At 67.0% G+C, this 12,799-nt stretch carries 8 protein-coding genes; all 8 read left to right on the top strand.

The window, feature by feature from the left end:
- The first annotated feature begins 578 nt into the window (after positions 1 to 578).
- The 8 genes from dnaA (at position 579) to ACFWMR_RS00350 (ending at position 12,775) form a co-directional block, all read left to right on the top strand.
- A complete protein-coding gene (gene dnaA, locus ACFWMR_RS00385; protein ID WP_093937678.1) occupies positions 579 to 2,210 on the top strand; it encodes a chromosomal replication initiator protein DnaA in 1,632 nt (543 codons plus the stop codon).
- Between the two features lie 1,088 nt (positions 2,211 to 3,298).
- Entirely contained in the window at positions 3,299 to 4,432 is a 1,134-nt protein-coding gene (gene dnaN, locus ACFWMR_RS00380) for a DNA polymerase III subunit beta (protein ID WP_378375720.1), read from the top strand.
- 38 nt (positions 4,433 to 4,470) lie between these two features.
- Positions 4,471 to 5,361 (top strand): phosphogluconate dehydrogenase (NAD(+)-dependent, decarboxylating), encoded by an 891-nt coding sequence (gene gnd / locus ACFWMR_RS00375; RefSeq protein WP_378275557.1) that lies wholly within the window; start codon positions 4,471 to 4,473, stop codon positions 5,359 to 5,361.
- 9 nt (positions 5,362 to 5,370) lie between these two features.
- Positions 5,371 to 6,525, top strand: a complete 1,155-nt coding sequence (gene recF, locus ACFWMR_RS00370) for a DNA replication/repair protein RecF (RefSeq protein WP_093937675.1) — start codon at positions 5,371 to 5,373, stop codon at positions 6,523 to 6,525.
- A gap of 273 nt (positions 6,526 to 6,798) precedes the next feature.
- Complete coding sequence (locus tag ACFWMR_RS00365) at positions 6,799 to 7,290, top strand: DciA family protein (protein WP_378375820.1); 492 nt, start codon at positions 6,799 to 6,801, stop codon at positions 7,288 to 7,290.
- Positions 7,291 to 7,509: 219 nt separating this feature from the next.
- Positions 7,510 to 9,477 carry a DNA topoisomerase (ATP-hydrolyzing) subunit B gene (gene gyrB, locus ACFWMR_RS00360; RefSeq protein ID WP_378375718.1) on the top strand — a complete coding sequence of 656 codons (1,968 nt, stop codon included), beginning with the start codon at positions 7,510 to 7,512 and terminating at the stop codon, positions 9,475 to 9,477.
- 52 nt (positions 9,478 to 9,529) lie between these two features.
- Positions 9,530 to 12,052 carry a DNA gyrase subunit A gene (gene gyrA, locus ACFWMR_RS00355; RefSeq protein ID WP_093937673.1) on the top strand — a complete coding sequence of 841 codons (2,523 nt, stop codon included), beginning with the start codon at positions 9,530 to 9,532 and terminating at the stop codon, positions 12,050 to 12,052.
- 36 nt (positions 12,053 to 12,088) lie between these two features.
- A complete protein-coding gene (locus ACFWMR_RS00350; protein WP_093937672.1) occupies positions 12,089 to 12,775 on the top strand; it encodes a DUF3566 domain-containing protein in 687 nt (228 codons plus the stop codon).
- The last annotated feature ends 24 nt before the right edge of the window (positions 12,776 to 12,799 follow it).

Below are 12,799 nucleotides of genomic sequence, written 5' to 3'. Positions count from 1 at the left end.
CGCCGGGAACGGTTCGACCCGTTCCTGGCGTGTCGTGCTGACGCACGGCAGTCTCTGGTGTCTCCTACCAACGTGTGGCCTCGTCACGTCGAGCGACGACAACGTGGGCACGCGAAACGCCCCCGCTGTATACGGGAGACCTTACGAGGGTACGCACCCACCGCGAGAGCCCGTCAGGCACCCCCTCGACCACGGACCGCGACCGTACCGGGAGAGTGATCACCGACGACGCGCGGGCATCGAATGGCAACACGCCATACACCGTGAAATGCTTGCGCGCGAGGATGCCTTGTGGCAACGAGCGGGGCTTGTTAGCGTGCCCCTCCCGGGTTTTCGCCGAGGTGGAACGGTGCAGGCGCCCGGGTGTCCTTGGGGATGTGGAGGCGTCCCGTCGGCATACGTCGATCCCGCAGGTGGGCTCACCGCGGGTCGCCGTACATTAGTGCACAGCTGTGGACAACTATGTGGATATTTGCTGTGCGCATGAGCCGATCGGGCCATGATGACGCTCGACCCGGCGTTTCGGGCCGCTGAGTGATCTCACGCACGCACCGAATGAGGGGAGGGGAGTCAGGCAGGTGTCCGATCACCAGCACAATCTTGGCGTCATCTGGGAACAGGTCGTGCGCGAGCTGTCCGATGGCACCCTCTCCCCGCAGCAGCGCGCCTGGATGCGGGTGACCCGGCCGATCGGCCTGCTCGACGGCACCGCGCTCCTCGCCGCCCCCAGCGACTTCGCCAAGGAAGCGATCGAACGCGCCCTCCGCGGCGCGATCACCGAAGCCCTCTCGCGCCGGCTCGGCCGCGCGGTCTCCCTCGCGGTGAAGGTCGACAGCACCGAGACGCACACCTCGATGCCGCCCCCCGCGCCCGGCCCTCGCTATGACCCGTCACCCGGTCGGGTGGAAAACGGTTCCGGCCCGATGCCGGGGAGTCCTCCGCTGCCGGACGGTGACGGCATGCTGTCCCCGACCAGGCCCCGGCCCGAGCCTCCGAAGCCGAGGCCGCCGCGGCAGCAGCCGGTGGACAACAGCCTGAACGACGGCGACGACAGCGATGAAGAAGTCGACGAAGAGGGCGAGGCCCTCGCCGCCGTGACCGAGATCTGGCCGACGTTCTCCGGCCAGCCGATCGCGGGCCAGCCCTACACCGCGCCGGCCCAGCCGCAGACGTCGAAGACGAAGCTCAACGAGAAGTACACGTTCGACACCTTCGTCATCGGTGCGTCGAACCGCTTCGCGCACGCGGCCGCGGTCGCCGTCGCCGAAGCACCGGCACGCGCGTACAACCCGTTGTTCATCTGGGGAGAGTCCGGACTCGGGAAGACCCACCTGCTGCACGCCGTCGGGCACTACGCCCAGCGGCTGTTCCCCGGCATGCGCGTGCGGTACGTGTCGACCGAAGAGTTCACCAACGACTTCATCAACTCGCTGCGCGACGACCGCAAGGTCGCCTTCCAGCGCCGCTACCGCGACATCGACATCCTGCTCGTCGACGACATCCAGTTCCTGGAAGGCAAAGAAGGTACGCAGGAAGAGTTCTTCCACACCTTCAACACCCTTCACAACGCGAACAAGCAGATCGTCGTCTCCTCCGACCGCCCGCCGAAGCGCCTCGAAACGCTGGAAGACCGGCTGCGCACGCGGTTCGAATGGGGCCTCATCACCGACATCCAGCCACCCGAACTCGAAACCCGGATCGCGATCCTCCGCAAGAAGGCCGCACAGGACCGGCTCGCGGTTCCGGGCGAGGTGCTGGAGTTCATCGCATCGCGCGTCGAGGCGAACATCCGGGAGCTCGAAGGCGCGCTCATCCGCGTCACCGCCTTCGCGTCGCTGAACCAGCAACCGGTCGACGTCGCACTCGCCGAGATCGTGCTCCGGGACCTCATCCCGGACTCGCACGCGCCGGAGATCACCGCGCCGACCATCATGGGCGTCACGTCCGAGTTCTTCGACGTGACCCTCGACGACCTCTGCGGGCCCGGGAAGACGAAGGCGCTCGCGACAGCTCGTCAGATCGCGATGTACCTCTGCCGCGAACTGACCGACATGTCGCTGCCGAAGATCGGACAGACCTTCGGCGGCCGCGACCACACGACCGTCATGCACGCGGACAAGAAGATCCGCAAGGAGATGGCCGAACGACGGCGCATCTACGACCAGGTCCAGGAGCTCACTTCGAGGATCAAGCAGCGCGCCAGGCAGTGATATCTGTCGAGCGCTGAAGGAAACGTGCCGAAGGGGCGTCGTTCCGCTTCCAACTCAGGTTGAGAGCGGAGGGCGCCCCTTCATCGCGTTTTCGTGGGCCTTCGGCCCGAAAGAGGGCGCTCGACGGTGAAGTCTCCCGTCGCGCTGGCGCGCTTCCGGGAGACCGTTGGGTCATCTGAGCATCGATTCGTTAGCACACAAGGGTTTCAGGGGCTCTCACCGTCCAGGTGGGAGCCCTTTTCTTCGTGTCTACATAGGTCTGAAGGGGGTGTAGAGCGGCGAAGGGTGGGTACTTGAGGAGAAGGGGCGAAGGGCGCGAAGGAGCCGAAGCGCGTGTGAGAGGGCTTCGCGATTTCCCTTGTGTACAAAGGGAATCCACATGCTGTGGGTATCTTGTGCACAACTCCGGCAGGCTCCGGGCCAGCGGCGATCGGATTTTCGTCCACATCGCACTCACAGGCAGTCCACAGCATTTCCACACCATGATCCACACGCTGTCCCCAGGTTGCCCACATCTTGTGCACAAGGGTGACGCAAGCCGCTCGGGTCACTCTCCCGAGCGATTCCGGTCACGAACCGGGCCCACAGCCCCTGGGTATAAATCGGCGCACAGCTGGGGATAACCGTGGGGACAACTGTGGATGACTGTGGACAAATCGAGCGTGGCTCGAAACCATCCACGGGACGCCCGAGCTGTCCACCGTCCGTACACACCCGGAGTCCACAGGGTCGGACGCGCCCGGACCTGCGCGAACGAGCCTTGTCCACACAATCCACAACACCTATTACTACTGCTGTCTTTTCTTCTTCTCTAGAAGAGAACAAAACAAAAACAGGCGAAGGACGAAGTTGGGGACAGCCGGAGACTCGTGTCGTCTTGTCGACAAAAGCAAGGGGAGGCCGAGGTGACGCGGACCCCGGGGACGGCCTAACGTGGGTCCCTGCACCTGGTCTGCGTGTCGACGTGCGTTCGCGTCCTCGCACGGACCGGACACACCTGCGAGGCACCTGGCCATCGCGCTCTCCGGCCGAGGTGACCCGTTGAGCTTTCGAGCCGTCAGGGGCTCGGCTGTCGAAAGGAAGCGCGCATGAAGATCCGCGTCGAGCGTGACGGGCTGGCCGACGCCGTCGCGTGGGTGGCGAGAAGCCTCCCGTCGCGGCCCCCCGTCCCGGTTCTGGGCGGTGTCCTGCTCGATGCGGGATCCGACGGGACGAGTGACGCACTCACCGTCTCCGGATTCGACTACGAGGTCTCCGCCACGGTCGGCGTCCCGGCCACCATCGCCGACGGCGGCCGCCTCCTGGTCTCCGGTCGTCTGCTGGCCGACATCACCAAGTCACTGCCCGCGCAGCCGGTGGAGATCTCCGTCGACGGCGCCCGCGCGACCATCACCTGCGGCTCCGCGCGCTTCTCCCTGCCGACCATGCCGGTCGAGGACTACCCGCAGCTCCCGTCGCAGCCCGCCTTCGCCGGCGAACTCACCGGCGACGCCTTCGGCCAGGCCGTCACCCAGGTCGTCGTCGCCGCGGGCAAGGACGACACCCTCCCGATGCTGACCGGCATGCGGCTGGAGATCTCCGGCTCCTCGCTGACCCTGGTCGCCACCGACCGCTTCCGGCTCGCGATGCGCGAGTTCACCTGGGAGCCGGCCGAGGGCCTGTCCGACGCCGCCGTGCTCGTCCCGGCGCGCACGCTCGCCGAAGCCGCGAAGACGCTCGGCGCCAGCGGTGCCAAGATCCGCCTCGCGCTCGCCAGCGGTGAGGGCCTCCTCGGTCTCTCCGGTTCCGGCCGCTACACCACGACCCGTCTCCTCGACGCGGAGTTCCCGCCGTACCGGCAGCTGCTGCCCGCGCAGCACACGTCGCGCGCGATCATCGAGGTCTCCGCGCTCGCCGAGTCGATCAAGCGTGTTTCGCTCGTCGCCGAGCGTGGCACCCAGGTGCGGCTGGAGTTCAAGGATGGTTCGCTGCGGCTTTCCGCCGGTGGCGACGACGAGGGTTCGGCCGAAGAAGAGCTTCAGGTCGACTACGAGGGTGAGCCGGTGACCATCGCGTTCAACCCGGGGTACCTCGTCGACGGGCTCGGCGCGCTGAACGCGAACCGCGCGGAACTGACGTTCACCACTCCGAACCGGCCGGCGCTGATCAAGCCCGCCGACGAAGAGGGCAACGTCGTCCCCGGCTACCTGTACCTGCTGATGCCGGTTCGCCTCCCGGGCTGACCGGTCTTTAGTTTTCTTTCGCACCAAAGGGGATCTTCATGGCTCAGCTGGGACTCATCGGCCTCGGCAAAATGGGGTTCAACATGCGTGAGCGGCTGCGTGCGGCCGGTCACGAGGTCATCGGTTACGACCGCAACCCCGACGTCACCGACTCCACGTCACTCGAGGACATGGTGTCCAAACTGGACGGTCCCCGGATCGTCTGGATCATGGTGCCCGCCGGTGAGCCCACCCGGCAGACCGTCGCGGAGCTCGGCAACCTGCTGTCCGAGGGCGACCTCGTGATCGACGGCGGCAACTCGAAGTACACCGACGACAAGATCAACGGCGACCTCCTCGCCGCGAAGAAGATCGGTTACCTCGACTGCGGGGTTTCCGGTGGCGTGTGGGGCAAGGACAACGGCTACGGCCTGATGGTCGGCGGCGCCGCTTCGGACGTCGAGAAGGCCATGCCGATCTTCGACGCGCTCCGCCCCGAGGGACCGCGCGAAGAGGGCTTCTCGCACGCCGGCGCCGTGGGCTCCGGTCACTACGCGAAGATGATCCACAACGGCATCGAGTACGGCATGATGCAGGCCTTCGCCGAAGGCTTCGAGCTGCTCGAAGCCGCGAAGGTCGTCGAGAACGTGCCCGCGGTGATCAAGGGCTGGCAGCGCGGGACGGTCGTCCGCTCGTGGCTGCTCGACCTGCTCGTCCGCGCGCTCGACGAGGACCCGGAGCTGGACGACCTCGAAGGCTACGTCGAGGATTCCGGTGAAGGCCGGTGGACCCTCGAAGAGGCGATCAACAACGCGGTCCCGGCCCCGGTCATCTCGGCCGCGCTGTTCGCCCGGTTCGCTTCGCGCCAGGAGGATTCCGCCGCGATGCGGGCCGTCGCCGCGCTGCGCAACCAGTTCGGCGGCCATTCGGTCAAGAAGGCCGGCAGCTAGGCAAACGGGTTGTACTTGAGACATCTCCAGGTCACCGACTTCCGGTCCTGGCCACAAGCCGATCTCGCGCTCGAACCCGGCCCGACCGTCCTCGTCGGACAGAACGGCCGCGGCAAGACGAACCTCCTCGAGGCGATCGGCTACATCGCGACCCTGGGTTCGCATCGCGTCGCGACCGACGCGCCGTTGGTGCGGCACGGCTGCGAACGCGCGCTGATCAGGGTCGCGGTGGTCAACGAAGACCGCGAGCTGACGGTCGAGCTGGAGATCACCCCTGGCAAGGCGAATCGCGCGCGGGTCAACCGCGGCGCGGTCGGCAAGCCGCGTGACGTGCTCGGGATCCTGCGCACGGTGCTGTTCTCCCCGGAGGACCTGGCACTCGTGCGCGGGGATCCCGGGGAGCGCCGCCGGTTCATGGACGAACTCCTCGTGCTGCGCGCGCCCCGGTACGCCGGGGTCCGCGCCGACTACGAGAAGGTGCTGAAGCAGCGGAACGCGCTCCTCAAGACGGCGGGCAAGCGGCGGACGGGGCGCGAAGACCCGTACGCGTTGTCGACGCTCGACGTCTGGGACGACCACCTGTCGGTGGCCGGTGCCGCGTTGCTGGCCGCCCGGCTCAACCTCATCGCGGACCTCGCGCCGTACGCGGCCTCCGCGTACATGGGGGTCGCGCCCGATTCGAGACCGGCGAAGATCGCGTACAAGTCGAGCCTGGGCGAAGCGATGCCAGAGGGCTACGGCACCCCGGACGGCCCTCGCGCCGATCAGGCCGTGCTCAAGGAAGTTCTGGTCGAGGCGCTGAAACGGTCCCGGAACCTGGAGCTGGAGCGCGGGGTGAGCATGGTCGGCCCGCATCGGGACGAGCTCGACCTCATCCTCGGCGAAGCGCCGGCGAAGGGCTACGCGAGCCATGGGGAGTCCTGGTCGTTCGCCCTCGCATTGCGTCTGGGAAGCTACGAGCTCCTGCGTGGCGAGGCCGGGGAACCGGTGCTTCTGCTGGATGATGTGTTCGCCGAGCTGGACCGGCGTCGCCGGGCCCGGCTGGCGGAGGTGGCGGCCGGTGCCGAGCAGGTACTGGTGACCGCCGCCGTGGACGAGGACGTACCCGCCGAACTGGCCGGGGCTCGATTCCTCGTGGCGGATGGTGAGATCAACCGAGGGTGATCCGCGCGGCGGACACCCCGGGTGATCGGCGCCACAGCAGTTGCCCACCGATCTGGGGACAAACCTGTGGACAGTGTGGATAACACCGTGAACGCGTTATCGCCCCGCGTGACCAAGGGGCCTGATAAGCGGCTTGACACCCCCCGCTCGGGCGGTAACCCGAGTGAGGGAGCCCTGTTCGACACGCAGAGTGAACGCGCTCCGGTATCGAACGGCCCAACCGGTACTGAAGGCAATGAGCCGACTACCGGTCGTGACCTCGCGCGTGCCGCTCTGGACGCCGCGAAAGCCAAAGCGAAGGCCCGCGGAGTTGAACCGGGCGTCCGTCGCGGCCGTATCACCGGTGGAGGGGCTGGGGCGAACGGCCAGAGCTCGCGACGTCGTCGCTGGTCAGGGCCGGGCGCCGACATCCGTGACCCGCAGCCGCTCGGCAGGCTCGCCTCTCGGATCGCGGTCGACCGCGGCTGGAACACGCGGCTGGCCAACGGTCAGGTCTTCGGGCACTGGGCCAGGCTCGTGGGTGACGAGGTCGCCGAGCACGCGCAGCCCGTCGCCTTGAAGGACGGCGAGCTGACAGTGCGCGCGAGCTCGACGGCGTGGGCGACGCAGCTTCGCCTGCTTCAGAGCCAGCTGCTGGCGAAGATCGCGAAAGGCGTCGGACACGGCGTGGTGAAGAAGATGCGGATCCAGGGGCCGACGGCCCCGAGCTGGCGGAAAGGGCCGCGGCACGTCCCAGGACGTGGTCCGCGTGACACGTACGGCTGACCCGACTTGCGCTTCGCCGCGTCTGTGCTTCGAAGACCGTGCCGCCAAAGCCCCGAGAAGCCGCTCAGAGTGCTTCGCGAACGTCAAGACTCTTCTTCGGACGAATTAGCGCGCCTGTGAGCAAATCAGGGGTGTCCTTGCCGCATGTCAGCGGACGCGGCCAAGTACACTGGAGACGAGCGAGCTTCCGCTCGGGGTAGACGAGGAGAATCAACGCCTGTGACCGAGAACAAGAGCGAGTACAACGCGTCGTCGATCACGGTGCTCGAAGGTCTCGAAGCCGTCCGCAAGCGTCCCGGTATGTACATCGGTTCCACCGGTGAACGCGGCCTCCACCACCTCGTCCAAGAGGTGGTCGACAACTCCGTCGACGAGGCGATGGCCGGTTACGCCACCAAGGTCGAGGTTACCCTGCTCGCCGACGGCGGGGTGCGCGTCGTCGACGACGGCCGAGGCATCCCGGTCGACATCCACCCCAAGGAGCAGAAGCCGACCCTGGAGGTCGTGCTCACCGTGCTCCACGCGGGCGGCAAGTTCGACAGCGACTCGTACGCGGTCTCCGGTGGTCTGCACGGCGTCGGTGTCTCCGTGGTGAACGCGCTCTCGACCAAGCTGATCGCCGAGGTCAAACGCGGCGGGCACAGCTGGCGCCAGGAATACACGGACCAGGTGCCCGGCGAGCTGCAGGACCTCGGCCCGGCCGAGGAAACCGGCACCATCATCAGCTTCTGGGCCGACGGCAGCATCTTCGAGACCACGACGTACAACTTCGAGACGATCTCCCGTCGTCTCCAGGAGATGGCCTTCCTCAACAAGGGCCTGACCCTTTCGCTGCGCGACGAGCGCGTCGCCGACGAAGAGACCGAAGAGGACGCTTCCGGCCAGGCGGCGCGGGTCAAGGAAAAGACCTACTGCTACCCCGGCGGTCTCGAAGACTTCGTCAAACACATCAACGGCAGCAAGGATCCGATCCACCCCAACGTGATCTCCTTCGAGGCCAAGGGCACCGGCCTCGAGGTCGAGGTCGCCATGCAGTGGAACAACGGTTTCACGCCGTCGGTGTACACCTTCGCCAACACGATCAACACGCACGAGGGCGGCACGCACGAAGAGGGCTTCCGCGCCGCGCTCACCCGCGTCGTCAACGCGTACGCGCGCGAGAAGAAGCTGCTCAAGGAGAAGGACGCCAACCTGACCGGTGACGACGTGCGCGAGGGTCTCGCCGCGATCGTCTCGATCAAGCTGTCCGAGCCGCAGTTCGAAGGCCAGACCAAGACCAAGCTGGGCAACAGCGAGGCCAAGACGTTCGTGCAGCAGACGTCGAACGAGTGGCTGGCCGACTGGTTCGAGCGCAACCCCACCGAGTCGAAGACGATCATCAACAAGTCGATCTCCTCGGCCCACGCGCGGATGGCCGCCCGCAAGGCGCGCGACCTGGTCCGCCGCAAGGGCGCGCTGGAGATCGGCGGGCTGCCCGGCAAGCTCAAGGACTGCCGCTCGACCAACCCGTCGGAATGCGAGCTCTACATCGTCGAGGGTGACTCGGCCGGCGGTTCGGCCAAGGAAGGCCGCGACTCGATGTACCAGGCGATCCTGCCGATCCGGGGCAAGATCATCAACGTCGAGAAGGCCCGTATCGACCGCGTCCTCAAGAACACCGAGGTCCAGTCGCTGATCACCGCGCTCGGCACCGGTATCCACGACGAGTTCGACCTCGAGAAGCTGCGCTACCACAAGATCGTGCTGATGGCCGACGCCGATGTCGACGGCCAGCACATCACCACGCTGCTGCTCACCCTGCTGTTCCGCTTCATGACCCCGCTCATCGAGCACGGCCACGTGTTCCTCTCGCGGCCGCCGCTGTACAAGATCAAATGGCCGCGCCAGGAGCCGGAGTACGCGTACTCCGACCGCGAGCGCGACGCCGTCATCCAGGCGGGTGTCGAGGCGGGCCGGAAGCTGCCCAAGGACGACGCGATCCAGCGCTACAAGGGTCTCGGCGAGATGAACGCCGAAGAGCTGTGGGAGACCACGATGGACCCGGCGAACCGGCTGCTCGGCCAGGTCACCCTGGACGACGCCGCGCAGGCCGACGATCTGTTCTCCGTCCTGATGGGCGAGGACGTCGAGGCGCGCCGCTCCTTCATCACGCGCAACGCCAAGGACGTTCGCTTCCTGGACGTCTAGCCGTCCCCGCTCTCTTTTGTCCCTTCAGGACTGCTCCCACGAGAAGGACCTCATGACGGAAACCTTGCCGCCGGCTCCGGACCACGACCGGATCGAACCGGTCGACATCCAGCAGGAGATGCAGCGCTCCTACATCGACTACGCGATGAGCGTCATCGTGTCGCGGGCGCTGCCGGACGTGCGGGACGGCCTCAAGCCGGTGCACCGCCGCGTGCTGTACTCGATGTTCGACTCCGGCTTCCGCCCCGAGCGCGGGTACAACAAGTGCTCCCGCGTCGTCGGCGACGTGATGGGCAACTACCACCCGCACGGTGACTCCGCGATCTACGACGCGCTGGTGCGGCTCGCCCAGCCGTGGTCGCTGCGGTACCCGCTGATCGACGGGCAGGGCAACTTCGGCTCGCCGGGCAACGACCCCGCCGCCGCCATGCGGTACACCGAGTCCCGGCTCGCGCATCTCGCGATGCACATGCTGCAGGACATCGAAGAAGACACCGTCGACTTCTCCGACAACTACGACGGCCGCACCCAGGAGCCCGACGTCCTGCCGTCGCGCTTCCCGAACCTGCTGGTCAACGGCGGTTCCGGGATCGCGGTCGGGATGGCGACCAACATCCCGCCGCACAACCTGCGCGAGGTCGCCGACGGCGTCAAATGGGCGCTGGAGAACTACGACGCGACCGACGACGAGCTGCTCGCCGCGCTGCTCGTCCGGATCAAGGGCCCGGACTTCCCGACCAAGGCGATGATCCTCGGCACCTCCGGCATCGAGGACGCGTACCGCACCGGCCGCGGCTCCGTGCGCATGCGCGCGGTCGTCGAGGTCGAAGAGGACGCCAAGGGCCGGACCATCCTGGTCGTGTCCGAACTGCCGTTCCAGGTCAACCCGGACAACCTGGTCGAGAACATCGCGAACCTCGTCCGCGACGGCAAGCTCACCGGCATCTCCGACATCGCCGACGAGTCCAACAGCCGCAGCGGCATGCGGATCGTCGTCACGATCAAACGCGACGCCGTCGCGAAGGTCGTGCTGAACAACCTGTTCAAGCACACCCAGCTGCAGCAGAACTTCGGTGTCAACATGCTGGCCCTGGTCGACGGCGTGCCCCGCACGCTGCGCCTGGACCAGATGATCCGGCACTACGTGAAGCACCAGATCGAGGTCATCGTCCGCCGGACCCGGTACCGGCTGCGGAAGGCCGAGGAACGCGCCCACATCCTGCGCGGTCTGGTCAAGGCGCTGGACATGCTCGACGAGGTCATCGCCCTGATCCGGCGGTCGCCCTCGGCCGAAGAGGCCCGGCCCGCCCTGATGAGCCTGCTCGACGTCGACGAGATCCAGGCGACCGCGATCCTCGACATGCAGCTCCGCCGCCTCGCGGCACTGGAGCGGCAGCGGATCATCGACACCCTCGCCGAGATCGAACTCGAGATCGCCGACCTCAAGGACATCCTCGAGAAGCCCGAGCGGCAGCGCACGATCATCGCCGAGGAGCTCCAGGAGATCGTCGACAAGTACGGCGACGACAGGCGCACCAAGATCATCCCGTTCGACGGCGAAGTCTCGGTCGAAGACCTCATCGCCGTCGAGGACGTCGTCGTCACCATCACCCGCACGGGGTACGCCAAGCGGACGAAAACCGACCTGTACCGCTCGCAGAAACGCGGCGGCAAGGGCGTCCAGGGCGCGACCCTCAAACAGGACGACATCGTCCAGCACTTCTTCGTCTGCTCGACGCACGACTGGATCCTGTTCTTCACGAACAAGGGCCGCGTCTACCGCGCCAAGGCCTACGACCTGCCCGAGGCCAACCGCAACGCGCGCGGCCAGCACGTCGCGAACCTGCTCGCGTTCCAGCCCGACGAGAAGATCGCCCAGGTCATCGAGATCCCGAACTACGAGGTCGCCCCGTACCTCGTGCTCGCGACCCGCCGCGGCCTGGTGAAGAAGACCAAGCTCACCGACTTCGACTCCAACCGCGCCGGCGGCCTCATCGCCGTCAACCTGCGCGAAGGCGACGAACTCGTCGGTGCGGTCCTCGCGGCCGCCGAGGACGACCTGCTCCTCGTGTCCGCGGAAGGCCAGTCGATCCGCTTCCACGCCACCGACGAAGCACTGCGCCCCATGGGCCGCGCGACGTCCGGTGTCCTCGGCATGCGGTTCAACGACGGCGACGAACTGCTCGGCATCAACGTCGTCCAGCCGGACAAGTTCCTCCTCGTCGCCACCGGCGGCGGCTACGCCAAGCGCACCCCCACCGACGACTACCCGGTCCAAGGCCGCGGCGGCAAGGGTGTGCTCACCATTCAGTACGACCAGAAACGTGGCAGGCTGGTGGGCGCGGTCATCGTCGACGCCGAAGACGAGCTCTACGCGATCACCTCCAGCGGCGGGGTGATCCGCACTTCGGCCGGGCAGGTGCGCAAGGCAGGCAGGCAGACGAAGGGAGTGCGGCTGATGAATCTCGACGAAGGAACCACTCTTCTCGCGGTCGCACGCAACGCGGACGAGCCCTCAGACGTCGCCACTGCAGGTAGTACTGAAGGAGAAGACACCCCGGCGTCGGAGCAGTAGACGACGCCCCACGTACTGGGTAAGGACTGACACCTCGTGACACCATCCGAGAAGCCCGAAGCAGGCGGCGCGCAGGCGGGATCGTCAAGCCCGCCTTGGCAGCGTGACAGCGGTGCCGGGGAACCCGAAGGCTCCAGTGAGCAGACGGTCTCGGTGTCTTCGGTCGCCACCGAAGACGTGGCCCACTCGGAACCGAAGCAGGACGCGACAACCGTGACCGACTATCACGGGGTAAGCGGCACGGCCGCGAGAAGGCTGTTCGGCGACAGCGGAGAGGGCGAACCCGCCCCCTCCGCCATCCCGTCCGCCTCCCGCACCCGTGCCACCCCCACGGCGCTCCGGCGCCCCGGCCGCGGACCGCGTCGCGCCAGCCTGCAGATCAAACGCTTCGACCCCTGGTCGGTGCTGAAACTGTCCCTCGTCCTCGGCGTCGCACTGTTCTTCGTGTGGCTCGTCGCCGTCGGCGTCCTCTACACCGTCCTCGACGGCATGGGCGTCTGGGACAAACTCAACGGGACCTACTCCTCGCTCGTCGGAGGAGAAGGAGCCGACGCACCGGCCGACCCGCTGATCAGCGCCGGCCGCGTCTTCGGGATCGCGGCCATCCTCGGCGCCATCAACATCGTGCTGATCTCGGCCCTCGCCACCGTCAGCGCGTTCATCTACAACGTCTCCGCCGACCTCGCCGGAGGCCTCGAAGTGACCCTTTCCGAACGAGAGTGACCCGGTTGCAGGACGCCGCGAGGC

The organism is Amycolatopsis thailandensis (assembly GCF_042723255.1).
Lineage (GTDB): Bacteria > Actinomycetota > Actinomycetes > Mycobacteriales > Pseudonocardiaceae > Amycolatopsis > Amycolatopsis thailandensis.
This window is presented reverse-complemented; position numbering and strand designations above follow the sequence as displayed.